Raw genomic sequence first — 25,045 nt, 5'->3', positions numbered from 1 at the left:
ATGTCAGTAATGGGGATTACTGTTAAGTAATGTCATGATTTGCAAAATCACGACACACGCAGTGTAATTTCCCTTTACGACATAAACCTTTTATTTTCCGCCAGGCAGGCAGGAAAACTGGCAATAAAATAAAGAACACGGCGCGCAAAATCACCTGATTAACATTAATTCTGGCATTCAGAATAACGGCAGGGTTGTGATTTTTTTATAAAAAGTAAAATTCAAATATGGCGGGGAAATAGTAGTTTACGCAGTATCATCCAGACATATAACAAGCGTAAAAAAGGCGCCTTGCGGCGCCTTTTTTCGTGCAGCGGAGTATTACTTGCTGCTCGGCAGGCTGAAACGCTTGTTGAAGCGGTCAACACGGCCACCGGTAGCAACGTCACGCTGCTTGCCAGTAAAGAACGGGTGGCATTTGCTGCACACGTCCAGGTTCAGATCGTGACCCACGGTAGAACGGGTTTTGATCACATTACCGCAAGAGCAGTTTGCAGTAATTTCTACGTAATTCGGGTGAATATCTTTTTTCATGGAAAACCTCAGTTTAAGGCCGCGTCGCTCTTCCAGCCCTAACGCCAGACACCACGCGATGTTGAATGTATTTTGGTTAGCTTCAACACGAATTAATCGCATCGAAGGCGGCGAATCATACAGAAAATAACCGCCCTGTGCAAACTGATCCGCAATCGGCCAGCGTCAGAGTGTATACTATCCCGCCACATTTATCAGCCTGGATGACTTCATGCCCGTAGCCCACGTTGCCCTGCCCGTTCCGCTGGCCCGTACCTTTGATTATCTGCTGCCGGACGGCATGCAGGCGGTGGCTGGCTGTCGCGTGCAGGTGCCTTTCGGCAAGCAGCAGCGCATCGGGCTGGTGATGTCGGTGAGCGAAACCAGCGAGCTGCCGCGCGATGAGCTGAAAAGCGTTACTGAGGTGCTGGACCGCGAGTCGCTGTTCAGCCCTTCGGTATGGCGCATGCTGATCTGGGCGGCGGAGTACTACCATCATCCGATTGGCGACGTGCTGTTTCACGCGCTGCCGGTGCTGCTGCGTCAGGGCAAACCCGCCAGCGCCGCGCCGCTATGGTACTGGTTCGCCACCGAGCAGGGGCAGAGCGTCGATCTCAACAGCCTGAAGCGCTCACCCAAACAGCAGCAGGCGCTAGCAGCGCTGCGACAGGGCCGCATCTGGCGCCATCAGGTTGCGGAGCTGGATTTTACCGACGCCGCGCTCCAGGCGTTACGCACCAAAGGGCTGTGCGACCTGAATAGCGAAGCCCCACCGCAGGTCAACTGGCGGAAAAACGTCAGCGTGGCCGGTGACAGGCTGCGTCTGAACACCGAGCAGGCCACCGCTATCGGCGCGATTCACAGCGCCTCGGACAGCTTCTCCGCCTGGCTGCTGGCGGGCGTTACCGGCTCCGGGAAAACCGAAGTCTATCTCAGCGTACTGGAGAACGTGCTGGCCCAGGGCAGGCAGGCGCTGGTGCTGGTGCCGGAAATTGGCCTTACGCCGCAGACCATCGCCCGCTTTCGCGAGCGTTTCCAGGCCCCGGTCGAGGTGATGCACTCCGGGCTGAATGACAGCGAGCGCCTGAGCGCCTGGCTTAAGGCCAAAAGCGGCGAGGCGGCAATCGTCATCGGTACCCGCTCGTCGCTGTTTACCCCGTTTAAGGATCTGGGGGTCATCGTCATTGATGAGGAGCACGACAGCTCCTATAAACAGCAGGAAGGCTGGCGCTATCACGCCCGGGATCTGGCCGTGTGGCGCGCCCATGCCGATGGCATTCCGATTATCCTCGGTTCCGCCACCCCGGCGCTGGAAACCCTGCACAACGTCCGGCAGCGAAAATATAACCTGCTGAAGCTGACCCGCCGCGCCGGCAACGCGCGACCGGCGGCGCAGCACGTCCTCGATCTGAAGGGCCAACAGCTCCAGGCGGGCCTCTCCCCGGCGCTGATTGGCCGCATGCGCCAGCATTTGCAGGCGGATAATCAGGTGATTCTGTTCCTGAACCGCCGCGGCTATGCGCCGGCGCTGCTGTGTCACGACTGCGGCTGGATCGCCGAATGCGCGCGCTGCGACCACTACTACACCCTGCATCAGGCACAGCATCAGCTGCGCTGCCATCACTGCGACAGCCAGCGCGCGGTGCCGCGCCAGTGCCCGTCGTGTGGCTCCACGCATATGGTGCCGGTGGGGCTGGGAACCGAACAGCTTGAGCACAGCCTCGCCCCGCTGTTCCCCGGCGTACCGATTTCACGTATCGATCGCGACACCACCAGCCGCAAAGGCGCGCTGGAGCAGCATCTCGCGGAGGTGCATCGCGGCGGCGCGCGCATTCTTATCGGCACCCAGATGCTGGCGAAGGGGCACCATTTCCCGGATGTCACGCTGGTATCGCTGCTGGACGTGGACGGCGCGCTGTTCTCTGCCGACTTCCGCGCGGCGGAGCGCTTCGCACAGCTTTATACCCAGGTGGCGGGCCGCGCCGGACGCGCCGGTAAACAGGGGGAAGTGATCCTCCAGACGCACCACCCCGAGCATCCGCTGCTGCAAACGCTGCTGACCGAAGGCTATGACGCGTTCGCCGATCGGGCGCTGCTGGAGCGCAGTAGCGCCCTGCTGCCGCCCTGGAGCAGCCACGTGCTGATCCGTGCTGAAGACCATAATAATCAGCAGGCGCCGCTGTTCCTGCAGCAGCTGCGCAACCTGCTTCAGGCCAGCCCGCTGGCGGATAACCAGCTGTGGGTGCTCGGCCCGGTTCCCGCACTGCAACCGAAACGCGGCGGACGCTATCGCTGGCAGCTGTTACTTCAGCACACCTCCCGCCCGCGCCTGCAGCACCTGATTAGCTCGACGATGGCGCTCATCAATACGCTGCCCGAAGCCCGGAAGGTGAAATGGGTGCTGGATGTGGATCCGATTGAAGGGTAGGCCGATCTGGAAGCGGGATCGAATTATCAAATCCTCGTCACATTTTTAATGAAAATTCTGTAACGACCCGGGGCGAAATCTGATAGAAATGTGAGCAATGTCAGACATCAGGATGGGTCTGCGCCTGCGAGACGCATGCGAGGAGAGTAAGTTGAAGTCTACAAAGCTGGTTGGGTCGGCCACCATGAAAGACGTTGCCGTAAAAGCAAACGTTTCCACCGCAACCGTATCACGGGCCTTGATGAACCCGGAGAAAGTATCCCAGGCCACGCGCAATCGCGTTGAACAGGCCGCCATTGAGGTCGGTTATCTGCCCCACGCGCTCGGTCGGAGCGTGAAGCGCAATGAATCGCGCACCATTCTGGTGATAGTCCCGGATATCTGCGATCCCTTCTTCAGCGAAATCATTCGCGGTATCGAAGTCATCGCCGCCGCACAGGGTTACCTGGTGCTGATCGGCGACTGCGCCCATCAGAACCAGCAGGAAAAGACCTTTATCGACCTGATCATTACCAAACAGATCGATGGCATGCTGCTGCTTGGCTCGCGTCTGCCGTTCGATGCCAGCAAGGAAGAGCAGCGCAACCTGCCGCCGATGGTGATGGCCAACGAGTTTGCGCCGGAGCTGGAGCTGCCGACCGTTCACATCGATAACCTCACCGCGGCGTTTAACGCCGTCAACCATTTGCACGAGCTGGGGCATCGCCAGATTGCCTGCATCGCCGGGCCGGAAGAGATGCCGCTGTGCCATTACCGGCTACAGGGCTACGTCCAGGCGCTGCGCCGCAGCGGGATTATCGTCGACCCGCACTACATCGCCCGGGGCGATTTCACCTATGAAGCCGGTGCGAAGGCGCTGGAGCAGTTACTCAGCCTCCCGGTTCCGCCTACCGCCGTGTTTTGCCACAGCGATGTGATGGCGCTGGGTGCGCTCTCTCAGGCGAAGCGTCTGGGCCTACAGGTTCCGCGGGATCTGTCGATAATGGGGTTCGATAATATTTCACTCTCTGAGTTCTGCGATCCGCCGCTGACCACCGTGGCCCAGCCGCGTTTTGATATCGGCCGGGAAGCCATGCTGTTGCTGCTCGATCAGCTTCACGGGCAGACCGTGAACAGCGGATCGCGGCTGCTGGATTGTGAACTGATCGTGCGCGGTTCTACCGCGGCCATTTCCGCTAAGGATTAGTCCTCTTTACGCGGCCCGATATAGTCAAAGCCCCGTCGCTTAAGTAACATGGCGGGCTTATAAATGAAAAATACAGCGAAACGATAGTGGCACAACGAGATTATGTACGCCGCGGGCAATCGGCTCCTGCGCGGCGCAAAAAGAGCACGTCCCGTAAGAAGCAACGTAATACGTCTTCTGTCAATCCGGCAATGGTCGCCATCGCGGCAGCTGTGCTGGTCGCCTTTATTGGCGGCCTGTGGTTCATTACGCATCATAAAAAAGAAGAGTCCCAGGCGCTGCCGAACAAGGTAACCGGCAACGGTCTGCCGCCGAAACCGGAAGAGCGCTGGCGCTATATTAAAGAGTTGGAAGACCGTCAGCCTGGCGTGCGTCAGCCCACCGAGCCCTCCGCGGGCGGGGAAATCAAGAATCAGGATCAGCTCACCAGCGAACAGCGTCAGCTTTTGGAGCAGATGCAGGCCGATATGCGCCAGCAGCCGACTCAGCTGGCGGAAGTGCCGTGGAACGAACAGACCCCGGCCCAGCGTCAGCAAACGTTGCAGCGCCAGGAGCAGCAGCGTCAGGTTCAACAGCGCCAGGCGCAAACCGTGACCACACCGCCGCGCACCGTCCAGCCGTATCAGCAACCGTCGCAGACGCGCCCGGTGAGCGCGCCGCAGACGACGCGTCCGGTTCAGCAGTCCGAGCCGCAGCGCACCGTGCAGCAGCAGCCTAAACCAGCACAGACCCAGCAGCCGTATGAGGATCTGCTGAAAACGCCGCCGCACAACGCCGCTGCCCAGCCGAAACCGGCCGCGCCGGCCCCGACCTCAAGCGTTACGCCGGAGAAAGAAACCGCGAAACGCACCGAGGAGAAAAAAGATACTCGTCGCTGGATGATTCAGTGCGGCTCGTTCAAGGGTGCCGATCAGGCGGAAAGCGTGCGCGCCCAGCTGGCGTTTGAGGGCTTCGACTCCCGCATTACCAGCAATAACGGCTGGAATCGCGTGGTGATTGGTCCGGTCAAAGGCAAAGAGAACGCCGATGACGCTATCAGCCGTCTTAAAATTGCCGGCCACGGCAGCTGCATTCGTCTCGCCTCCGGGGGTTGAAACCCCCAAATCACCCCCCATTTATAATTGAATTCTGCTCCTGACAGGGCGCCGGTAATGTCCACCGCACAGACGCGTGGTGCTTATTCCGGCCCCCGGAGCACCTGTTCAGCTAAAAAAGGGGTCTGTCAGTGACAACGATAGTAAGTGTACGCCGCAATGGCCAGGTAGTAATCGGTGGCGATGGCCAGGCCACGCTGGGCAACACCGTCATGAAAGGCAACGTGAAAAAAGTTCGCCGTCTCTACAACGACAAGGTGATTGCCGGGTTTGCCGGTGGTACCGCCGACGCCTTCACCCTGTTCGAACTCTTCGAACGCAAACTTGAAATGCACCAGGGCCACCTGGTGAAAGCCGCCGTTGAGCTGGCCAAAGACTGGCGTACCGACCGTATGCTGCGCCGTCTTGAAGCGCTGCTGGCCGTGGCAGATGAAAACGCCTCGCTCATCATTACCGGTAATGGCGACGTCATTCAGCCGGAAAACGACCTGATTGCGATTGGCTCGGGTGGCCCTTACGCACAGGCTGCCGCCCGCGCGCTGCTGGAAAATACCGACCTGAGCGCCCGCGAAATTGCCGAGAAGGCGTTAGGTATTGCAGGCGATATCTGCATCTATACCAACAACTTCCTGACCATCGAAGAACTGGCCTCCAAGGCGTAAGGAATCCCTATGTCCGAAATGACACCACGCGAAATTGTCAGCGAACTCGACAAACACATTATCGGCCAGGACGCGGCGAAGCGTTCTGTTGCCATCGCCCTGCGTAACCGCTGGCGCCGTATGCAGCTTAACGAAGAACTGCGCCATGAAGTCACACCGAAAAACATCCTGATGATTGGCCCGACCGGCGTCGGTAAAACCGAAATCGCCCGTCGTCTGGCGAAGCTGGCGAATGCGCCGTTCATCAAGGTGGAAGCGACCAAGTTCACCGAAGTGGGCTATGTGGGTAAAGAAGTGGATTCGATTATCCGCGATCTCACCGACTCGGCGATTAAAATGGTGCGCATGCAGTCGATTGAGAAAAACCGCTACCGCGCGGAAGAGCTGGCGGAAGAGCGCATTCTTGATGTGCTGATCCCACCGGCTAAAAACAACTGGGGCCAGCCGGAGCAGGCGCAGGAGCCGTCAGCAGCGCGTCAGTCGTTCCGTAAGAAACTGCGTGAAGGCGAGCTCGACGACAAAGAGATCGAGATTAACGTTGCCGCAGCACCGATGGGCGTTGAAATCATGGCGCCTCCGGGCATGGAAGAGATGACCAGCCAGCTGCAGTCGATGTTCCAGAACCTCGGCGGGCAGAAGCAGAAAGCGCGCAAGATGAAGATCAAAGAAGCGATGAAGCTTCTGATCGAAGAAGAAGCGGCGAAACTGGTTAATCCGGAAGAGCTGAAAGAGCAGGCGGTCGAAGCGGTTGAGCAGCACGGTATCGTGTTCATCGATGAGATCGACAAAATCTGTAAGCGCGGCGAATCCTCCGGCCCGGACGTCTCCCGCGAAGGCGTACAGCGCGACCTGCTGCCGCTGGTGGAAGGCTGCACCGTTTCGACCAAGCACGGCATGGTGAAAACCGACCACATCCTGTTCATCGCCTCCGGCGCGTTCCAGGTGGCGAAACCGTCTGACCTGATCCCGGAACTGCAGGGTCGTCTGCCGATCCGCGTTGAGCTGCAGGCGCTGACCACCGAAGACTTCGAGCGCATCCTCACCGAGCCAAACGCCTCTGTCACCGTACAGTACAAAGCGCTGATGGCTACCGAAGGGGTGAACATCGAATTCACCGAGGACGGTATCAAGCGTATCGCCCAGGCGGCGTGGCAAGTGAACGAAACCACCGAGAACATCGGGGCGCGTCGTCTGCACACGGTGCTGGAGCGGTTGATGGAGGAAATCTCCTATGACGCCAGCGACCTGAACGGAACGACTGTGATCATTGACGCAGACTACGTCAGCAAGCATCTCGATGCGCTTGTTGCAGATGAAGACCTGAGCCGTTTCATCCTATAATCGCGGCCTGAGCATTTTCATCACTTTTGATGGGGGCTTTCGACACGGGTAAACCGCGTCGGCCCCCATTTTTATTGCTGGCACATTTATGACTGATACCCATGCTGTAAGTCGTCGTCAGGCCTGGCTGGAAAGCCTGCGCCCCCGCACGCTCCCGCTCGCGTTCGCCTCTGTCGTGGTGGGCTCCGCGCTGGCCTTCTGGCAGGGCGTGTTCGATCCGCTTATCGCGCTGCTGGCGCTGTTGACCGCCGGGCTGCTGCAAATTCTGTCCAACCTTGCCAACGATTACGGCGACGCCGTGAAAGGGAGCGACAAGCCTGACCGTATCGGCCCACTGCGCGGTATGCAAAAAGGGGTGATCACCCAGGCGCAGATGAAGCGCGCGCTGATAGTGACGGTGGTGCTGATCTGCCTCTCCGGGCTGGTGCTGGTGGCCGTTGCCTGCCGCACGCCGGCGGATTTCCTCGGTTTCCTGCTGCTGGGCCTGCTGGCGATTATCGCCGCCATCACCTACACCGTCGGCACGCGTCCCTACGGCTATATGGGGCTGGGCGACGTCTCGGTGCTGCTGTTCTTCGGCTGGCTGAGCGTGATCGGCACCTGGTATTTACAGGCACACACCCTCATTGCGGCGGTGTTTCTTCCGGCAACCGCCTGTGGTCTGCTGGCGGCGGCGGTGCTGAACATCAACAACCTGCGCGATATCGAAAGCGATCGACTGAACGGGAAAAATACCCTCGCGGTGCGCCTCGGTCCGGTCATGGCGCGTCGTTATCATGCCGGGCTGCTGGCGGCAACGCTGGTCTGTTTTGCCCTCTTCAATCTGATATGGCTGCAAACCCTGTGGGGCTGGCTGTTCCTGCTCAGCACCCCGATGCTGCTGCGTCAGGCGCGCTACGTGCTGCACGAAACCTCGCCGCTGGCGATGCGCCCGATGCTGGAACGCACGGTAAAGGGCGCGCTGTTAGCCAATCTTCTGTTTTGCGTCGGCGTGATTGCCACCACGCTGGCTTTTTAACGGATACACATCAATTAACAACTGATGATTTTGCCAACAGTCGCGGTTAGGCGATATACTGGCGGCCCTTGCAGCAACTGAACCTTAAGCCTATGAAATACGATACTTCCGAGCTCTGTGACATCTATCATGAAGATGTGAACGTCGTGGAACCTCTGTTCTCCAACTTTGGCGGACGATCGTCGTTTGGCGGACAGATCACCACTGTGAAATGTTTTGAGGATAACGGGTTGCTGTATGAGCTTCTCGAGGAGAACGGCCTGGGTCGCGTTCTGCTCGTGGACGGCGGCGGCTCGGTGCGACGCGCCCTGATTGACGCCGATCTGGCCCGCCTGGCGGTACAGAACGAATGGGAAGGCCTGGTCGTTTATGGCGCGGTGCGTCAGGTAGACGATCTGGCAGAGATGGATCTGGGTATCCAGGCCATCGCCGCCATTCCGGCGGGCGCCGCGGGTGAAGGCATTGGTGAGAGCGATGTGCGCGTCAACTTTGGCGGCGTGACGTTCTTCTCCGGCGACCACCTCTACGCCGACAACACTGGCATCATCCTCGCCGAAGACCCTCTCGATATCGAATAATAAAAAAGGGTACCCACGGGTACCCTTCTTTTTAATTCCATCGCGCTTTTCTCGCCGCTCGGGCAGGAAGAGAGTGGGAATTACACCTCTTCCATTTTACCCAGCAAAGCCTGGAGACGTTCCTGCCAGACGTGCTGCTGTTCACGCAGCTGGTGGTTCTCCTGCTCCAGCGCTTCACGGCTGCCCTGCGCATTCTGCACATCCTGCGCCAGGCTGTTGTTTTTCTCTTTCAGTTCTTCAATTTCCATCTGCAACAGCGTAATGGTATCGACCGCCTGCTGTACTTTTGCTTCCAGTTTCTCAAACACTTCAAATGACATCGTCGTACCTCTCCTGAATTGCAAAGCGCCACACGTCCTGAATGCCCGGCGACGCCTTAATGAATGGATGCTCTGTGCAATAGTCCCGATTGTAGGGAGCGCGGCTGTCAGTGTCCAGCGGGAAGCCGCGCTGTTAGCGGTTTGCAACATTTTTCAGCCAATGCTGAATGCGCAACGCGAAGAAAAAGGTAGATTGTTAGAAAAACTGTTAACAATTTAACCGTTTTCGTTCCGACCGTTCGCGCATTTGTCTATCTCAGGAGCGCGAAAACGCTCATTTTCTTGACGCAACACACACATTTAACGTTCGATATTTCTCGTTTTTGTTCGTTAACGATAAGTTAACACAGTGTCTACACGACATCCTGAGCGTCGTTGACGCCTTGCTAACAATAATCCTTCATCTTCTCCTTCAGGACCCGATTATGAGTCAAACTCCAACCTTAAAAGGTCAGTGCATCGCCGAATTTCTCGGTACCGGGTTGTTGATTTTCTTCGGCGTGGGATGTGTCGCTGCATTGAAAGTTGGCGGTGCCGCTTTCGGTCAGTGGGAAATCAGTATCATCTGGGGATTAGGGGTGGCGATGGCCATTTACCTGACCGCGGGTGTTTCTGGTGCGCATCTTAACCCGGCGGTCACGATCGCCTTATGGCTGTTTGTCGGCTTCGACAAACGCAAAGTTGTTCCTTTTATCATTGCACAATTTGCCGGCGCCTTTTGCGCAGCGGCGTTAGTTTACGGGCTTTATTACAATCTTTTTTACGACTACGAACTGACCCACCAGATGGTACGCGGCAGCGTAGAGAGTCTCGACCTGGCAGGTATTTTCTCCACCTATCCGAACCCACACCTTAACTTCATGCAGGCCTTCGCCGTTGAAATGGTCATCACTGCGGTGCTGATGGGCGTGATCCTCGCGTTGAACGATGACGGTAACGGTCTGCCGCGCGGCCCGATGGCCCCGCTGCTGATTGGTCTGCTGATTGCGATCATCGGTGGTGCGATGGGTCCGTTAACCGGCTTCGCCATGAACCCAGCGCGCGACCTTGGCCCGAAAACCTTCGCCTGGCTGGCTGGCTGGGGCGAGGTGGCCTTTACCGGCGGACGCGACATCCCGTACTTCCTGGTACCGATGTTCGGACCGGTGGTGGGTGCGGCTCTCGGTGCGTTCGGCTATCGTATGCTGATTGGGCGTTATTTACCGTCTGCAGCACCGGTGCCAGAGAAGAAAGCGGCCCGTACAGAACATCGCAAAGCTTCGCTGTAAAGAAACTGACAGGACATAACCATGACTACTGAGAAAAAATACATCGTTGCCCTCGATCAGGGTACCACCAGCTCCCGAGCCGTCGTCCTGGATCATGACGCTAACATCGTCAGTGTTTCCCAACGCGAATTCACGCAGATTTACCCCAAAGCGGGCTGGGTTGAGCACGATCCAATGGAGATTTGGGCGTCGCAAAGCTCCACGCTGGTAGAAGCGCTGGCGAAAGCGGATATCAGCTCCGATCAGATTGCTGCGATCGGTATCACCAACCAGCGTGAAACCGCGGTGGTATGGGAACGTGAAACCGGTAAGCCGATTCACAACGCCATCGTCTGGCAGTGCCGCCGTACCTCTGAGATCTGTGAAAAGCTCAAGCGCGACGGTATGGAAGATTACGTGCGTCAGACCACCGGCCTGGTGATTGACCCATACTTCTCCGGTACCAAAGTGAAGTGGATCCTCGACCACGTGGAAGGCTCGCGCGAGCGCGCCAAACGCGGCGAGCTGCTGTTCGGCACCATCGATACCTGGCTTATCTGGAAAATGACCCAGGGACGCGTACACGTTACCGACTACACCAACGCCTCGCGCACCATGCTGTTCAACATCCACGAGCTCGACTGGGATGACAAAATGCTGGACGTGCTGGATATCCCGCGCGCTATGCTGCCGCAGGTGCGTAAGTCCTCCGAAGTGTATGGCCAGACCAACATCGGCGGTAAGGGCGGCACGCGTATTCCTATCGCCGGGATCGCCGGTGACCAGCAGGCGGCGCTGTTCGGCCAGCTGTGCGTCAAAGAAGGGATGGCGAAGAACACCTACGGTACCGGCTGCTTCATGCTGATGAACACCGGTGAGAAAGCGGTGGCCTCCACCCACGGCCTGCTGACCACCATCGGTTGCGGCCCGCGCGGTGAAGTGAACTACGCCCTGGAAGGCGCGGTGTTCATGGCGGGCGCCTCGATTCAGTGGCTGCGCGATGAGATGAAACTCATCAGCGACTCGTTCGACTCCGAATACTTCGCCACCAAGGTGAAGGATACCAACGGCGTGTACGTGGTACCGGCCTTTACCGGCCTCGGCGCACCTTACTGGGATCCGTATGCGCGCGGTGCGATTTTCGGCCTGACGCGCGGTGTGAACTCCAACCACATCATTCGCGCCACGCTGGAATCCATTGCCTTCCAGACCCGCGATGTGCTGGAAGCGATGCAGGCCGACTCCGGTATCCGTCTGCACGCCCTGCGCGTCGACGGCGGTGCGGTCGCCAACAACTTCCTGATGCAGTTCCAGGCCGATATCCTCGGTACCCGCGTGGAGCGTCCGGAAGTGCGTGAAGTCACGGCGCTGGGCGCGGCCTACCTGGCCGGGCTGGCGGTCGGCTACTGGCAGAACCTTGACGAGCTGAGCGAAAAAGCCGTTATCGAGCGCGAGTTCCGTCCGGGCATTGAAACCACCGAGCGTAACTACCGCTACGAAGGCTGGAAAAAAGCGGTTAAACGCGCCATGGCATGGGAAGAGCACGACGAGAGCTGATTCCCGGCGACTGACCCTCTCCTGACGGGAGAGGGCAGCTACCCTCACTGTTTTACTTCTGTTTCGCCTTCTCTTCTGCGGAGAAGGCGCTTTTTTTCCCCTGCTCCCCTCGCCCTTGCGCCACGGGTGCGGTAAACGCCCCCCGCCACTCTGTGTTAAACTTCGCGCAACTCCTTTTGACTGTACGAGCCTGTAATGAAACGAGAACTTGCCATTGAATTTTCCCGCGTCACCGAAGCTGCCGCGCTCGCCGGCTACAAATGGTTAGGTCGGGGCGATAAAAATATCGCCGACGGCGCAGCGGTACACGCCATGCGCATCGTGCTGAACCAGATTGATATCGACGGTCGCATTGTCATCGGCGAAGGTGAAATCGACGAAGCGCCGATGCTCTACATTGGCGAGCAGGTCGGCACCGGTAAAGGCGATGCGGTGGACATTGCGGTGGACCCCATTGAAGGGACACGCATGACCGCCATGGGCCAGGCGAACGCGCTGGCGGTGCTGGCGGTAGGCGACAAGGGCACGTTTCTCAATGCGCCGGACATGTACATGGAAAAGCTGATTGTCGGCCCTGGCGCAAAAGGCGCCATCGACCTCAATCTCTCCCTTGCTCAGAACCTGGCTAACGTTGCAGCCGCGCTCGGGAAGCCGATCACCGACCTGACGGTGACCATCCTTGCCAAGCCGCGCCACGAGGCGGTGATCCACGAAATGCAGCAGCTCGGCGTGCGCGTGTTTGCCATCCCCGATGGCGACGTGGCCGCGTCTATCCTTACCTGCATGCCGGACAGCGAAGTGGACGTGCTGTACGGCATCGGCGGTGCGCCAGAAGGGGTTATCTCGGCGGCGGTGATCCGCGCGCTGGACGGCGACATGCAGGGCCGTTTGCTGGCTCGTCATCAGGTGAAAGGCGACAGCGAAGAGAATCGCCGCATCGGCGAAACCGAGCTGATGCGATGCAAAGAGATGGGTATCGAGGCCGACAAGGTGCTGTGCCTGGAGGAGATGGCGCGTAACGACAATGTGATCTTCTCTGCCACCGGCATCACCAAAGGCGATCTGCTGGACGGCATCACCCGTAAAGGGAACATCGCCACCACCGAGACGCTGCTGATCCGCGGTAAATCACGCACCATCCGCCGCATTCAGTCGATTCACTATCTCGATCGCAAAGATATCAACGTGCAGGCGCACATCCTGTAAGCATTTGTCTGATTGAGCTTTCCGGCCCCTACGGGCTGGAAATGCTGCGGCGACCTGGCGAAGATAAGCGCAGGATACGACAGGAGGAAAAATGGCAGACTGGGTAACAGGTAAAGTCACACGCATTCATCACTGGACCGATTCGCTGTTCAGCCTCACGGTCCATGCCCCGATTAAACCCTTCACCGCCGGCCAGTTCACCAAGCTGGGCCTGGAGATCGACGGCGAGCGCGTACAGCGCGCCTACTCGTTCGTAAACGCCCCCGGCAATCCGGATCTGGAGTTTTATCTGGTCAACGTGCCTGAGGGTAAACTCAGCCCGCGACTGCACGCCATGCAGCCCGGCGATGAAGTGATGGTGGTCAGCGATGCGGCCGGATTCTTCGTGCTGGATGAAGTGCCGGACTGCGACACGCTGTGGATGCTGGCTACCGGCACCGCCATCGGCCCCTATCTGTCGATTTTACAGGAGGGCGTCGGCCTTGAGCGCTTCAACCATCTGGTGCTGGTCCACGCGGCGCGCTACGCCGCTGACCTGAGCTATCTGCCGATGATGCTGGACCTGCAAGAGCGTTACGCGGGCAAACTGCGTATTCAGACCGTGGTCAGCCGGGAAACGGTCTCCGGCTCGCTCACCGGACGCGTGCCGGCGCTGATTGAAAGCGGGGAGCTGGAGCAGGCAGTGGGTCTGCCAATGACCACCGAAAACAGCCACGTGATGCTGTGCGGCAACCCACAGATGGTGCGCGACACCCAGCAACTGTTGAAAGAGAGCCGTCAGATGACCAAACACCTGCGCCGCCGTCCGGGACACATGACGGCGGAGCACTACTGGTAATCAGCGGTATTTCACCTCAAGGGTGTCTTTACCGTACTTGTTGGCGCCGGGGGTACCGACAAACGCCCCCATGTCCAGCACCAGCATCACCATGATGACGGTCGGGATCAGCGTGCCGACACCCCAGCGCCACACGCCTTCCAGCATCACCCAGTTACCGGCAAACAGCATCCAGGCGAGGATTGCCAGTAGCGCCCACAGCCCGGAGCGCCCGCGGTCGTGCAGCCGCTTTACCACCACCGCCGCCGTGGGCCACATCAGGCACACCAGCATAAAGGCTGCGCTCTGGGTGGTGACCCACTCCCGATCCGCCAGCAGAAACAGCACCAGCATGGCTACCGCCCACAGCCCAATCCAGATCCAAAAATCACGGCGTCCGATACGTCCTTTAAATGAAAACAACCACTGCTGGAGAGTCATGTGTCCGTCCTGATTATCACGATGCCGCGTAGTGTACACCGTGAACGCCAGGTTTTGACAAGCCAGCCCGATCCCGTTTTAATCGATACCCTGAGTTACCGGGAGCCGCTGTTGATGAACCACGTATTACGCACGCTAGTCCTTATTTTACTGCCGATGACGCTGTGCCGGACGGCGCTGGCGGAAGAGCCGGTAGCCACCACCTCCCCGACGGCGCCCTATCTGCTGCCAGGCTCCCCGACGTTTGATCTGACCATCACCCAGTTTCGCGAGAAGTTTAACGTCGATAATCCAGGCATGACGCTCAACGAGTTCCGCGCCATCGTCTCAAGCCGCGACAAAATCACCCTGACCCGGGCGGCGACCAAAATTAATGAAAACCTCTATGCCTCCACGGCGCTGGAGCGCGGCACGCTGAAAATCAAAAGCATGCAGATAACCTGGCTGCCGATTCAGGGGCCGGAGCAGAAGGCGGCGAAAGCCAAAGCGATGGCCTATATGGCCGCGCTGATTCGGGCGTTTACTCCCGGCATCTCCGTCAAACAGAGCATGGAGCGGCTGAGCGCGCTGCTGAGCGAAGGAAAAGCGCGACGCTATTACGAAAAGTCAGAGGGGGCGATTCGCTATGTGGTGGCAGATAACGGCGAAAAGGGGCTAACTGTCGCCGTTGAACCGATTAAGCTCGCGCTTTCTGACACGCCCGACGTAAACAATTAATGACAAAAAGCAAAGCCTTTGACAGCGCAAATCTCTATACTGAATGACAGTCCATGCTGCCGGAAAGGCAGCGATATTCCTTAATCCGCTTCACCGCGTGGAGAATTAAAATGCGACATCCTCTTGTGATGGGTAACTGGAAACTCAACGGCAGCCGCCACATGGTCAATGAGCTGATCGCTGGCCTGCGTACGGAACTGGCTGGTGTCTCAGGCTGCGGCGTTGCTATCGCCCCGCCTGCGCTGTATATCGATCTGGCAAAACACGCCGCTTCCGGCAGCCACATTATTCTGGGTGCCCAGAACGTGGACGTGAACCTCTCCGGCGCCTTCACCGGCGAAACCTCCGCTGAAATGCTGAAAGATGTCGGTGCCAAATACATCATCATTGGTCACTCCGAGCGTCGTACCTACCACGCGGAATCCGATGAGCTGATCGCGAAGAAATTTGCAGTCGTGAAAGAACAGGGTCTGGTGCCGGTACTGTGCATCGGCGAAACCGAAGCAGAAAACGAAGCGGGTAAAACCGAAGAAGTGTGCGCACGTCAGATCGACGCGGTACTGAAAACGCAGGGCGCGGCAGCCTTTGAAGGCGCGGTCATTGCATACGAGCCAGTATGGGCGATCGGTACCGGCAAATCAGCCACTCCGGCGCAGGCTCAGGCGGTACACAAATTTATCCGCGACCACATCGCTAAAGCCGATGCCAACATCGCTCAGCAGGTCATTATTCAGTACGGCGGCTCCGTGAACGCGGCCAACGCGGCAGAGCTGTTCACCCAGCCGGACATCGACGGTGCGCTGGTGGGTGGTGCATCGCTGAAAGCAGACGCCTTCGCGGTGATCGTTAAAGCAGCAGCGGAAGCAAAAAACGCGTAATCGCGTCGCTGCAAGGCGTGGCATCGCGCCACGCCGCTATCAAGCCCGGTACGCCTTGCGCGTCCGGGCTTTTTTTATAGCTGTCCCAGCAGTCGGTACCAGCCGTAGTCCAGCGGCAGCAGCACGACAAAAGTAACCAACGCCAGCGCCAGACAGAGCTTCAGCCCCGCCTTTGCCGGTACGCCACCCAACCCCATCGCCACCACAATCGGTGACGCCTGATAAGGCAGCAGCGGCGTCGAGTAGCCCAGCACCTGAATCATGATGGTCGACAGCAGCGGAAAGCCGGTGGCCTGCGAAAAGCTATCGGCAAGCGTGGTGTAGAGCGCCGGCACGCCGTTCGCGGTCATGATGAAGTTCAGGGCCGAGGTAATGCCGGTGAGCGCCACGAAGCTGGTAAAGGGGTTAGCGGCGTCCAGCGGCATCACTGCCAGCAGCGCCTCCCCTACCGTACGACCAATCCCGGTATGGGTCACCGTGGTTGCGAGGCCGAGAATCCCGGCCACGTAGATGCAGGTGCGCATGTTCACGCCGCTGGCGAACTCGTCGCTGGTGATAAACCCAACGCGCGGCAGCAGCGTCACGACCGCCGCCGCCAGCCCCACCCAGGCCGGCCCAATGCCGTGCAGGCTTTCCGTCACCCACAGGCCCAGCACCACCGCCAGCATCCAGCTCAGGCGGATCTCTGCCCGGCTCATCGGTTCGGCAGCCGGATGCTCCCGCGGCGGCACCGGCTTTCCGGGAAACAGCCAGCAGATAAGACCGACCAGAATCGCGCCTTTCAGCAGCCCCAGCACCGGGGTATGCAGCAGCAGGTAAGGCAGGTAGTTGAGATGAATGCCGTATGAGCCTTCCGCCGCACCGCTCATCACCAGGTTCGGGACGTTCGCAGGCAGGATGGTTGCCGAAAGCTGGAAGGTGCCAAAGCCAACCGCCAGCGCCAGGCCGTACCACGGGCGCGTGCCCTCCGCGATGCCTGCACGGTGCGCCATCGCTGCCACGACCGGCATCAGCAGCGCGATACGCCCCATATTGGACGGCATTACGAAGGCCAGAGCGTAGCTCAGTAACACCACGCTTCCTACCATCAGCAGCCAGGAGTCGGTCAGCCGGGCTGAGACGGCCCGCGCCGCGCGGTCGGCCAGGCCAGTTTTGCGGATCGCCACCCCCAGCACAAAGCCGCTGAACACCAGCCAGAACGCCGAGGAGGCAAAACCGCCGAAGATGATCTCCGGCGGCGCGATTTTGGCAATCATCGCCACGGCAAAAAACAGCAGCGCGGTGATGAACTCAGGCAGTAACGAGGTCGCCCACAGGACGATGGTGATGAAAACGATCAGGCCGGGCAACAACAGGGGGTGGGTTAACCAGAGCGACATACCTGTCTCCTGCAGAAAATTTCAGCAAGTCTACGGCGCTCCCCGACGGCTGTAAACGCTATGGTTGATGCGGACTCTCCAGTATCGCGCAGTCGTGATCCTGGATCTCTTCCGCTGACGCGAGGTTAAACGGCACCAGGCTGCGGGCGGTTGCCAGCAGCACCAACGACCCATCCGCCTGCTGGGCTACCGCCAGCCCGTAGCGCCCCATATGCGCCCGCGCATCTTCAACCTCTTCCGCCAGCATGACAAACGGGCTGCGCTGGGCCAGTTCCCCCGCCCCCACGCGACGCGCCAGGTATTCATGCCCGTTAATGCCTCCCGGCAGCGGCTGCCAGCGGGTGCCAATCTGCGCGGCACGATCGTCAAGCTGGTCACGCACGTCGGGGCGCAGGCAGGAGATATGGATGTGCAGATGATTCTGGGTACGGCCGAGGCGCGAGTTGATGGTCAGCGATACGGCGCTGTCCGGCAACGGGGAGCCGTGCTTCTCGCTCAGATAGCGCCGCGCCTGCCAGGCCTGCCAGACGAAGTTAGTGGTGTGTGGGTCGAGCAGAACCGGGCTCTCCACGCCGTTGATTTTCCAGGTGGGCATCAGAAGGTATTGCAGCGGCCCGTTGCGATCTTTAAACACCACGTACCCGCTGCGCAGATTTACCTCTGCGCAGGGCGCCGGCGTCTGGCGGTCGCGCTGCCCGGGGACGCACTGCTCCAGCACAATCTGACGCAGCGCGTCAGGATTTCCAGCCTTATGCCACAGCCACCCTGCCGCCGCGAGGATGACCACGGCCAGAACCACTACCACTGTGCGAGACGAGCGCGTCATCATTTGTTTCCTGAAAGAGATCGAACCCGCAGAGTAACCCACTTCGATGAACAAATAAAAACGGCCCCGCAGGGCCGTCGGCGTAACGCTGGCGCGTGGCGCTTAGCGTTTACTGATTTGATCGAAGGTACCGCCGTTGGCAAAGTGCTCTTTTTGCGCCTTGCCCCAGCCGCCAAACACCTCGTCAATGGTAAACAGCTTCAGTTTCGGGAAGGTATTTTCATACTTCGCTGCCACCTGAGCATCGCGTGGGCGGTAGAAGTTTTTCGCCGCGATATGCTGGCCTTCCGGCGTATACAGATACTTCAGATAGGCTTCCGCCACCTTGCGGGTGTCCTTTTTGTCGACCACTTTATCGACCACCGACACCGTCGGCTCGGCAAGGATCGACTCGCTCGGCGTGACGATTTCAAACTTGTCTTTACCCAGCTCATTGGCCGCCAGCAGCGCTTCGTTTTCCCAGGCGATCAGCACATCGCCGATACCGCGTTCAACGAAGGTGTTGGTTGACCCGCGGGCGCCGGAATCCAGCACCTCAACGTTTTTATACAGCGACTTCACGAAATCCTGGGCTTTGGCCTGGTCGCCATTGTTTTGGTGCAGGGCGTAGCCCCACGCCGCCAGATAGTTCCAGCGCGCGCCGCCGGAGCTTTTCGGGTTAGGCGTGATGACCGACACGCCCGGCTTCACCAGATCGTTCCAGTCGTGGATCTGTTTCGGGTTACCTTTGCGCACCAGGAACACGATGGTGGAGGTGTACGGGGCGGAGTTATCCGGCAGGCGTTTAATCCAGTTTTTATCGATCCGCCCGCGCTCGGCGATGGCGTCAACGTCATAGGCCAGCGCCAGCGTCACCACGTCGGCCTCAATGCCGTTAATCACCGAGGTCGCCTGCTTACCGGAGCCACCGTGCGACTGACGGATCACGACGTTATCACCGGTCTCTTTCTTCCAGTGCGCGCTAAACGCTTTGTTGTACTCGTCGTACAGCTCGCGCGTCGGGTCGTACGAGACGTTGAGTAACTGGATATCCTTCGCCAGCACGCTCGTTGATGCCAACAGTAACGTGAATCCCACAGCCAACTTGTTCATCCGCATGCTCTCTTAATGTTGTGTTGTAATGGGAGCAGCCTGCCAGAAAGCGTGATGATGATTAAAGAATAAAAAAAGATTGGCTATAACTTTACAGCATATAACAGGCGTAAAAAAAGCCGGGTTGCCCCGGCCCATTACGCGTTGGATCAGTAAAGCTTTTTGGCGCATTCCAGCCAGTCGCCTTTGAACGGACGCTTCATGTTTTCGATCGCGTCGATGATGTCATGATGCACCATCTTCTCGTTCTGAATACCGACGCAGCGACCGCCGTAGCCCTGCAGCAGCAGCTCGATGGAGTAAGCCCCCATGCGGGACGCCAGAATACGGTCATACGGCACCGGCGAGCCGCCGCGCTGAATGTGGCCCAGCACCGTCGCGCGGGTTTCACGTTTGGTTTCGTCTTCGATGTATTTTGCCAGCTCATCGATATCACAGATGTGCTCGGTAATCGCGACGATGGCGTGCTTCTTACCTTTGGCGATGCCGGCCTTAATTTCCGACACCAGGTCTTCCCGGTTGAATTCGACTTCCGGCAGCACGATGAACTCACAGCCGCCCGCAATCGCCGCCGCCAGCGTCAGATCGCCGCAGTAACGGCCCATCACTTCCACGATGGAAATACGCTGGTGCGAAGAGGAGGTGTCGCGCAGACGGTCAATCGCTTCCACCACGGTGTGCAGCGCGGTGAAGTAACCGATGGTGTAGTCGGTACCGGCTACGTCGTTATCAATGGTGCCCGGCAGGCCGATGCACGGGAAACCCATCTCCGTCAGGCGTTTAGCACCCATGTAGGAGCCGTCGCCGCCAATCACCACCAGCGCATCAATACCGCGCTTCTTCATGTTTTCAATCGCCACGGCGCGCACGCGATCTTCGCGGAACTCCGGGAAACGAGCGGAACCGAGGAAGGTACCGCCGCGGTTAATCATGTCAGACACGCTGTAGCGGTCGAGCTGGATCATGCGATCTTCATACAAACCGAGGTAGCCATCATAAATACCAAACACTTCCAGGCCTTCGGTCAACGCAGCGCGCACCACACCGCGAATCGCGGCATTCATGCCAGGCGCATCACCGCCACTTGTCAACACACCGATTTTCTTAATCATGGACTACCTCTGAACGTAGGAATGCAAAAATAAATTCTGACTCGGGAAGCGCTCACCCTTGTGCCGGGCGGTCTGAACATTTGCTGCTGATAGTATATCAACCGTTTCTTGCTGAATTGATTCAGGTCAGGCGAATACCGGATGAATTATGCAATAAAATGTTGCCCGGCTCACGGTTTACCGCCACTTCCCTGCTCTGAGCACGTCTGCGGAACCACCGAACAGGGGTCCTGATGAATAATGACGTCAGACCCCGGAAAGCGACGCAAAATCGCCTGCTCTACCTGCTCAGCCACCAGATGCGCCTGAACAAGCGGTAATGTATCGTCCATTTCCAGATGGAGTTGAATAAAACGTGTCGGCCCTGACTGGCGCGTACGGAAATCATGTGCCCCTCTGACGCCGGGCCAGGAGGTGACAATATCGATAATGGCCTGTCGCTCCGCGTCCGGAAGCGCTCTGTCCAGTAACGACTGGACCGCCTCATATCCCATACGCAGCGCGCTATACAAAATATAAACGCCGATACAGAACGCGAACAGCGCATCCGCCCTGTGCCATCCATACCAGGACAGCCCCAGCGCGATGAGAATCGCACCGTTCATCATAACATCAGACTGATAATGAAGCATATCCGCGCGCACGGCCTGGCTCTGCGTGCGCCGTACCACCCAGCGCTGGAAGGTGACCAGCACCAGCGTACACACCAGCGCGATCAGGGTAACCAGCATCCCGATGCCCGGTTCATTCATCGGCGACGGGCGCACCAGGTGCTCAATGCTGGTGAGAAACAGAAACAGCGCCGAGCCGGAGATAAACATGCTCTGCGCCAACGCGGCGAGGGATTCGGCCTTGCCGTGGCCAAACGTGTGTTCGTCGTCCGCAGGCTGCAGGGAATAGCGCACCACCAGCAGATTGGTCAGCGAGGCGGCGATATCGACCAGGGAATCCACCAGCCCCGCCAGAATGCTCACCGAACCGGTGTACCACCAGGCGAAAATTTTGATGAACAGCAGCGCCGTGGCCATCACGGTAGCGGCAACAGCCGCGCGCGTTACCAGCCGCCCATAGGATTGATTCATAAAGGCTCCTGCAAAAACATACCGAGATTATAACGGATTGTTCCTGGTCAATTGCAGAAAAAGCCGCCACCAGAGGCGCCAATTAAGGGCAAACGCCGCGCAGGGAGATACCGGAAAACACGCTCAGGGCGCGGTCAGGGAGGACAAGGCAGGGAAATTCAGGCAAAAAAAGCCCCCTCATCATGAGGGGGAAGACAGGGATGGTGTCTATGGCAAGGAAAACAGGGTTGTTACTGGGAACTTCGGTTACTGCTGTACATCTGCATTAACGGTGACCGTTGCATTTTCGAAAGCTCACGTAACTCTTTCATGCGCTGATCGTGTTTTTCATTCAACACCGCCTGCTGTTCAGGGGTCAGTAGCCGGAACATCTGATTACGCACCTTCGCCATTTCAACCTGACGAGATACCTGTTCCTGCGCCATTTTCTCAGCCTGAGCACGCACGGCGTGTTCATCAAAATTTTCTGCGGTGACAAGGCGATGCATTGTCTCCATTTCGCTAACATTAACAGGCGGGCTTTCATGCCGGGCCTGCTGCATCAGATCGCGCAACTGCTGACGCTGCTGCTCTGTTAATCTGATACCGTCAAACATATGACTCTGAATGCTGTTGCGCGGCGCTGCGCCGTCTACCGGGTGCCAGTTATCGCCGAGGAGCGCATCAGCGGCGTGGCATACGGTGCTCAGTGCCAGCGTTGACGCCATAACAGCAGCGGTAACTTTGCGCATTACTTGCTCCCAAAATCATCTGTGCTGCGAATCAACGAGAGACAGTCTACGATTCAGGCTGCAAACATGCGTCAGGGGGTGTAAAACAACGTAAAGTCATGGATTAGCGCGCCTTGATGACGTAATTTCTGCCTCGGAGGTATTAACAATGAATAAAATTCTGTTAGTTGATGATGACCGAGAGCTTACTTCCCTGCTAAAGGAATTGCTCGACATGGAAGGTTTTAACGTTCTGGTCGCCCACGATGGCGAACAGGCGCTCGACCTCCTGGACGACAGCATCGACCTGCTTTTGCTCGACGTGATGATGCCGAAGAAAAACGGCATTGATACCCTTAAAGAGCTACGCCAGACACACCAGACACCTGTCATTATGCTCACCGCACGCGGAAGCGAACTCGATCGCGTGCTGGGGCTTGAACTGGGCGCAGATGACTACCTGCCTAAACCCTTTAACGATCGCGAACTGGTGGCACGTATCCGTGCGATCCTGCGTCGTTCCAACTGGAGCGAACAGCAGCAGAATAGCGACAACGGTTCACCGACCCTGGAAGTGGATGCCTTAAGCCTTAACCCGGGCCGCCAGGAAGCCAGCTTCGATGGTCAGGCACTGGAGCTGACCGGCACAGAGTTCACGCTGCTCTACCTGCTGGCACAGCATCTCGGTCAGGTGGTCTCCCGTGAACATTTGAGTCAGGAAGTGCTGGGCAAGCGCCTGACGCCGTTCGATCGCGCCATTGATATGCATATCTCCAACCTGCGCCGGAAGCTACCGGAGCGCAAAGATGGTCACCCGTGGTTTAAAACCCTGCGCGGTCGCGGCTATCTGATGGTATCGGCTTCATGACAGGCAGTCTTACCGCCCGTATTTTTGCCATTTTCTGGTTAACGCTGGCGCTGGTGTTGATGCTGGTTTTGATGTTACCCAAGCTCGACTCACGCCAGATGACTGAGCTGCTCGAAAGCGAGCAGCGTCAGGGTACGATGATTGAGCAACACGTTCAGGCGGAGCTGGCAAGCGATCCGCCGAATGATTTGATGTGGTGGCGCAGGCTGTTTCGCGCCATCGACAAATGGGCACCGCCCGGCCAGCGTCTGCTGCTGGTGACCAGCGAAGGGCGCGTGATTGGCGCCGAACGCAATGAAATGCAGATTATCCGCAACTTTATCGGCCAGTCCGACAACTCCGATCACCCGCAGAAGAAAAAATATGGCCGTCTCGAACTGGTTGGCCCGTTTTCGGTACGCGACAGCGAAGATTACTATCAGCTCTACCTGATCCGCCCGGCCAGCAGTTCACAATCCGACTTTATCAACCTGCTCTTTGACCGCCCGCTGCTGTTGCTTATCGTGACGATGCTGGTAAGTTCGCCGCTGCTGCTGTGGCTGGCCTGGAGTCTGGCGCGTCCGGCACGACGTCTTAAAAATGCGGCGGACGAAGTGGCACAGGGCAACCTGCGCCAGCACCCGGAACTGGAAGCGGGCGCGCAGGAGTTTCAGGCCGCTGGCGCCAGCTTTAACCAGATGGTGACCGCGCTGGAGCGCATGATGACCGCCCAGCAACGGCTGCTGTCAGATATCTCGCACGAGCTGCGCACGCCGCTTACCCGCTTACAGCTGGGTACCGCCCTGCTGCGCCGCCGCAGCGGCGAGAGTAAAGAGCTGGAGCGCATCGAAACGGAAGCGCAGCGCCTCGACAGCATGATTAACGATCTGCTGGTGATGTCGCGCAACCAGCAGAAAAATGCGCTGGTCAGCGAAACCATGAAGGCCAATCAGCTGTGGAGCGATGTGCTTGAAAACGCAGCGTTTGAAGCGGAACAGATGGGCAAATCGTTTGAGGTGACCTATCCTCCCGGTCCGTGGCTGCTGTACGGCAACCCGAACGCCCTGGAGAGCGCGCTGGAAAACATCGTGCGCAACGCCCTGCGCTACTCGCATACCAAAATCTCCGTCGGCTTCGCGGTGGATAAAGAAGGCATTACCATCAACGTTGATGACGACGGTCCGGGCGTCAGCCAGGCCGATCGGGAGCAGATTTTCCGTCCGTTCTACCGCACCGACGAGGCACGCGATCGTGAATCCGGCGGCACAGGCCTTGGGCTTGCTATCGTCGAAACCGCAATTCAGCAGCATCGCGGCTGGGTAAAAGCCGATGACAGCCCGCTTGGCGGTCTTCGTCTGACCATGTGGTTACCGCTCTACCGCCGGTCCTGATCCCACCACGCCTCTTCTCACGAAGGGGCGTTTTGCTATTGAGGCGATGGACCTTGTCAGTGTTTCGCGGCGTGCGATTCTGCTATCCTGCGCCCCTCGAAATGGGGGTTGTATGCTGAATATCGTCTTGTTTGAACCTGAAATCCCGCCGAATACCGGCAATATCATCCGTCTGTGCGCCAACACCGGTTTCCGACTGCATCTGATCGAGCCGCTGGGGTTTGCCTGGGATGATAAGCGCCTGCGCCGCGCGGGCCTGGATTATCACGAATTTACCGCGGTAACCCGCCACCCTGATTATCAGGCGTTTCTCGATGCCAAGTCGCCGCAGCGTCTGTTTGCCCTGACGACCAAAGGCACGCCGGCCCATAGCGCTGTCAGCTATCAGCCAGGCGACTACCTGCTGTTTGGTCCGGAAACGCGGGGTCTGCCGGCGACAATCCTCGACGCGCTGCCGCCCCAACAAAAGATTCGTATTCCGATGATGCCGGACAGCCGCAGCATGAACCTGTCAAATGCGGTGTCGGTGGTGGTGTATGAAGCATGGCGCCAGCTGGGATATGCCGGCGCGGTACTGAGAGAGAGTCAGTAAAGCCTGACCAG

At 58.4% G+C, this 25,045-nt stretch carries 25 protein-coding genes; 16 read left to right on the top strand and 9 right to left on the bottom strand.

Annotation, left to right across the window (positions count from 1 at the left end):
• Window positions 1-321 precede the first annotated feature (321 nt).
• Window positions 322-534, bottom strand: a complete 213-nt coding sequence (gene rpmE, locus DW58_RS00660; RefSeq protein ID WP_024547500.1) for a 50S ribosomal protein L31 — start codon at window positions 532-534, stop codon at window positions 322-324.
• 211 nt (window positions 535-745) lie between these two features.
• Between rpmE and priA the strand changes: the two genes are divergently transcribed.
• From priA to rraA, 7 genes are all read left to right on the top strand, one after another.
• Window positions 746-2,941, top strand: a complete 2,196-nt coding sequence (priA, locus tag DW58_RS00655) for a primosomal protein N' (protein WP_024547499.1) — start codon at window positions 746-748, stop codon at window positions 2,939-2,941.
• Between the two features lie 112 nt (window positions 2,942-3,053).
• Entirely contained in the window at window positions 3,054-4,127 is a 1,074-nt protein-coding gene (gene cytR, locus DW58_RS00650; protein ID WP_409371849.1) for a DNA-binding transcriptional regulator CytR, read from the top strand.
• A gap of 86 nt (window positions 4,128-4,213) precedes the next feature.
• A complete protein-coding gene (gene ftsN / locus DW58_RS00645) occupies window positions 4,214-5,221 on the top strand; it encodes a cell division protein FtsN (RefSeq protein ID WP_024547497.1) in 1,008 nt (335 codons plus the stop codon).
• Between the two features lie 131 nt (window positions 5,222-5,352).
• Complete coding sequence (gene hslV / locus DW58_RS00640) at window positions 5,353-5,883, top strand: ATP-dependent protease subunit HslV (RefSeq protein WP_024547496.1); 531 nt, start codon at window positions 5,353-5,355, stop codon at window positions 5,881-5,883.
• A gap of 9 nt (window positions 5,884-5,892) precedes the next feature.
• On the top strand, window positions 5,893-7,224 hold the full coding sequence (hslU, locus tag DW58_RS00635; protein WP_024547495.1) for an HslU--HslV peptidase ATPase subunit: 1,332 nt from the start codon (window positions 5,893-5,895) through the stop codon (window positions 7,222-7,224).
• Between the two features lie 88 nt (window positions 7,225-7,312).
• Window positions 7,313-8,242, top strand: a complete 930-nt coding sequence (gene menA / locus DW58_RS00630; protein WP_024547494.1) for a 1,4-dihydroxy-2-naphthoate polyprenyltransferase — start codon at window positions 7,313-7,315, stop codon at window positions 8,240-8,242.
• 92 nt (window positions 8,243-8,334) lie between these two features.
• Complete coding sequence (gene rraA, locus DW58_RS00625; RefSeq protein ID WP_024547493.1) at window positions 8,335-8,820, top strand: ribonuclease E activity regulator RraA; 486 nt, start codon at window positions 8,335-8,337, stop codon at window positions 8,818-8,820.
• An 80-nt stretch (window positions 8,821-8,900) separates the two neighbouring features.
• On the opposite strand, the gene zapB is transcribed toward rraA, so the two are convergent.
• Window positions 8,901-9,140, bottom strand: coding sequence for a septal ring assembly protein ZapB (gene zapB / locus DW58_RS00620; RefSeq protein ID WP_024547492.1), 240 nt, complete (start codon window positions 9,138-9,140; stop codon window positions 8,901-8,903).
• A gap of 425 nt (window positions 9,141-9,565) precedes the next feature.
• Here zapB and DW58_RS00615 point away from each other — a divergent pair, with 425 nt between their 5' ends.
• The 4 genes from DW58_RS00615 (at window position 9,566) to fpr (ending at window position 13,988) form a co-directional block, all read left to right on the top strand.
• Window positions 9,566-10,408: an MIP/aquaporin family protein gene (locus DW58_RS00615; RefSeq protein ID WP_024547491.1), complete on the top strand. Its 843-nt coding sequence runs from the start codon at window positions 9,566-9,568 to the stop codon at window positions 10,406-10,408.
• Between the two features lie 21 nt (window positions 10,409-10,429).
• Entirely contained in the window at window positions 10,430-11,944 is a 1,515-nt protein-coding gene (gene glpK / locus DW58_RS00610; RefSeq protein ID WP_024547490.1) for a glycerol kinase GlpK, read from the top strand.
• Between the two features lie 195 nt (window positions 11,945-12,139).
• A complete protein-coding gene (gene glpX, locus DW58_RS00605; RefSeq protein ID WP_024547489.1) occupies window positions 12,140-13,150 on the top strand; it encodes a class II fructose-bisphosphatase in 1,011 nt (336 codons plus the stop codon).
• A 91-nt stretch (window positions 13,151-13,241) separates the two neighbouring features.
• Entirely contained in the window at window positions 13,242-13,988 is a 747-nt protein-coding gene (gene fpr, locus DW58_RS00600; RefSeq protein WP_024547488.1) for a ferredoxin--NADP(+) reductase, read from the top strand.
• Here the strand turns inward: fpr and DW58_RS00595 are convergent, their stop codons facing one another.
• Window positions 13,989-14,408, bottom strand: a complete 420-nt coding sequence (locus DW58_RS00595; RefSeq protein WP_024547487.1) for a DUF805 domain-containing protein — start codon at window positions 14,406-14,408, stop codon at window positions 13,989-13,991.
• Window positions 14,409-14,522: 114 nt separating this feature from the next.
• Between DW58_RS00595 and DW58_RS00590 the strand changes: the two genes are divergently transcribed.
• Both DW58_RS00590 and tpiA read left to right on the top strand, forming a co-directional pair.
• Entirely contained in the window at window positions 14,523-15,125 is a 603-nt protein-coding gene (locus tag DW58_RS00590) for a DUF1454 family protein (protein WP_024547486.1), read from the top strand.
• 110 nt (window positions 15,126-15,235) lie between these two features.
• On the top strand, window positions 15,236-16,003 hold the full coding sequence (gene tpiA / locus DW58_RS00585; RefSeq protein WP_024547485.1) for a triose-phosphate isomerase: 768 nt from the start codon (window positions 15,236-15,238) through the stop codon (window positions 16,001-16,003).
• A 74-nt stretch (window positions 16,004-16,077) separates the two neighbouring features.
• On the opposite strand, the gene DW58_RS00580 is transcribed toward tpiA, so the two are convergent.
• From DW58_RS00580 to cpxP, 6 genes are all read right to left on the bottom strand, one after another.
• Entirely contained in the window at window positions 16,078-17,382 is a 1,305-nt protein-coding gene (locus DW58_RS00580) for an SLC13 family permease (protein ID WP_024547484.1), read from the bottom strand.
• Window positions 17,383-17,440: 58 nt separating this feature from the next.
• Window positions 17,441-18,208, bottom strand: coding sequence for a CDP-diacylglycerol diphosphatase (locus DW58_RS00575; RefSeq protein ID WP_152525600.1), 768 nt, complete (start codon window positions 18,206-18,208; stop codon window positions 17,441-17,443).
• Window positions 18,209-18,310: 102 nt separating this feature from the next.
• Window positions 18,311-19,300, bottom strand: coding sequence for a sulfate ABC transporter substrate-binding protein (locus DW58_RS00570; protein ID WP_024547482.1), 990 nt, complete (start codon window positions 19,298-19,300; stop codon window positions 18,311-18,313).
• 149 nt (window positions 19,301-19,449) lie between these two features.
• On the bottom strand, window positions 19,450-20,412 hold the full coding sequence (pfkA, locus tag DW58_RS00565) for a 6-phosphofructokinase (RefSeq protein ID WP_024547481.1): 963 nt from the start codon (window positions 20,410-20,412) through the stop codon (window positions 19,450-19,452).
• A 170-nt stretch (window positions 20,413-20,582) separates the two neighbouring features.
• Window positions 20,583-21,494, bottom strand: coding sequence for a CDF family cation-efflux transporter FieF (gene fieF / locus DW58_RS00560; protein WP_024547480.1), 912 nt, complete (start codon window positions 21,492-21,494; stop codon window positions 20,583-20,585).
• 230 nt (window positions 21,495-21,724) lie between these two features.
• Complete coding sequence (gene cpxP, locus DW58_RS00555) at window positions 21,725-22,225, bottom strand: cell-envelope stress modulator CpxP (RefSeq protein ID WP_024547479.1); 501 nt, start codon at window positions 22,223-22,225, stop codon at window positions 21,725-21,727.
• 148 nt (window positions 22,226-22,373) lie between these two features.
• Here cpxP and cpxR point away from each other — a divergent pair, with 148 nt between their 5' ends.
• From cpxR to trmL, 3 genes are all read left to right on the top strand, one after another.
• A complete protein-coding gene (cpxR, locus tag DW58_RS00550) occupies window positions 22,374-23,072 on the top strand; it encodes an envelope stress response regulator transcription factor CpxR (protein ID WP_024547478.1) in 699 nt (232 codons plus the stop codon).
• Window positions 23,069-24,442, top strand: coding sequence for an envelope stress sensor histidine kinase CpxA (cpxA, locus tag DW58_RS00545; RefSeq protein ID WP_024547477.1), 1,374 nt, complete (start codon window positions 23,069-23,071; stop codon window positions 24,440-24,442). Before cpxR ends, cpxA begins: the two co-directional genes overlap by 4 nt.
• Window positions 24,443-24,554: 112 nt before the next feature.
• Complete coding sequence (gene trmL / locus DW58_RS00540; RefSeq protein ID WP_024547476.1) at window positions 24,555-25,034, top strand: tRNA (uridine(34)/cytosine(34)/5-carboxymethylaminomethyluridine(34)-2'-O)-methyltransferase TrmL; 480 nt, start codon at window positions 24,555-24,557, stop codon at window positions 25,032-25,034.
• The last annotated feature ends 11 nt before the right edge of the window (window positions 25,035-25,045 follow it).

The organism is Siccibacter turicensis LMG 23730, from assembly GCF_000463155.2.
Taxonomy (GTDB): domain Bacteria; phylum Pseudomonadota; class Gammaproteobacteria; order Enterobacterales; family Enterobacteriaceae; genus Siccibacter; species Siccibacter turicensis.
This window is presented reverse-complemented; position numbering and strand designations above follow the sequence as displayed.

Bases quoted from the DNA above. Each gene is read 5' to 3' on its own strand.
- cytR (WP_409371849.1), top strand. From the start codon at position 3,054: ATGGGTCTGCGCCTGCGAGACGCATGCGAGGAGAGTAAGTTGAAGTCT.
- zapB (WP_024547492.1), bottom strand. From the start codon at position 9,140: ATGTCATTTGAAGTGTTTGAGAAACTGGAAGCAAAAGTACAGCAGGCG.
- fieF (WP_024547480.1), bottom strand. From the start codon at position 21,494: ATGAATCAATCCTATGGGCGGCTGGTAACGCGCGCGGCTGTTGCCGCT.
- DW58_RS00590 (WP_024547486.1), top strand. From the start codon at position 14,523: ATGAACCACGTATTACGCACGCTAGTCCTTATTTTACTGCCGATGACG.
- tpiA (WP_024547485.1), top strand. From the start codon at position 15,236: ATGCGACATCCTCTTGTGATGGGTAACTGGAAACTCAACGGCAGCCGC.
- DW58_RS00575 (WP_152525600.1), bottom strand. From the start codon at position 18,208: ATGACGCGCTCGTCTCGCACAGTGGTAGTGGTTCTGGCCGTGGTCATC.
- cpxR (WP_024547478.1), top strand. From the start codon at position 22,374: ATGAATAAAATTCTGTTAGTTGATGATGACCGAGAGCTTACTTCCCTG.
- glpK (WP_024547490.1), top strand. From the start codon at position 10,430: ATGACTACTGAGAAAAAATACATCGTTGCCCTCGATCAGGGTACCACC.
- glpX (WP_024547489.1), top strand. From the start codon at position 12,140: ATGAAACGAGAACTTGCCATTGAATTTTCCCGCGTCACCGAAGCTGCC.
- DW58_RS00595 (WP_024547487.1), bottom strand. From the start codon at position 14,408: ATGACTCTCCAGCAGTGGTTGTTTTCATTTAAAGGACGTATCGGACGC.
- hslU (WP_024547495.1), top strand. From the start codon at position 5,893: ATGTCCGAAATGACACCACGCGAAATTGTCAGCGAACTCGACAAACAC.
- menA (WP_024547494.1), top strand. From the start codon at position 7,313: ATGACTGATACCCATGCTGTAAGTCGTCGTCAGGCCTGGCTGGAAAGC.
- DW58_RS00570 (WP_024547482.1), bottom strand. From the start codon at position 19,300: ATGAACAAGTTGGCTGTGGGATTCACGTTACTGTTGGCATCAACGAGC.
- priA (WP_024547499.1), top strand. From the start codon at position 746: ATGCCCGTAGCCCACGTTGCCCTGCCCGTTCCGCTGGCCCGTACCTTT.
- rraA (WP_024547493.1), top strand. From the start codon at position 8,335: ATGAAATACGATACTTCCGAGCTCTGTGACATCTATCATGAAGATGTG.
- fpr (WP_024547488.1), top strand. From the start codon at position 13,242: ATGGCAGACTGGGTAACAGGTAAAGTCACACGCATTCATCACTGGACC.
- DW58_RS00615 (WP_024547491.1), top strand. From the start codon at position 9,566: ATGAGTCAAACTCCAACCTTAAAAGGTCAGTGCATCGCCGAATTTCTC.
- DW58_RS00580 (WP_024547484.1), bottom strand. From the start codon at position 17,382: ATGTCGCTCTGGTTAACCCACCCCCTGTTGTTGCCCGGCCTGATCGTT.
- pfkA (WP_024547481.1), bottom strand. From the start codon at position 20,412: ATGATTAAGAAAATCGGTGTGTTGACAAGTGGCGGTGATGCGCCTGGC.
- rpmE (WP_024547500.1), bottom strand. From the start codon at position 534: ATGAAAAAAGATATTCACCCGAATTACGTAGAAATTACTGCAAACTGC.
- trmL (WP_024547476.1), top strand. From the start codon at position 24,555: ATGCTGAATATCGTCTTGTTTGAACCTGAAATCCCGCCGAATACCGGC.
- cpxP (WP_024547479.1), bottom strand. From the start codon at position 22,225: ATGCGCAAAGTTACCGCTGCTGTTATGGCGTCAACGCTGGCACTGAGC.
- cpxA (WP_024547477.1), top strand. From the start codon at position 23,069: ATGACAGGCAGTCTTACCGCCCGTATTTTTGCCATTTTCTGGTTAACG.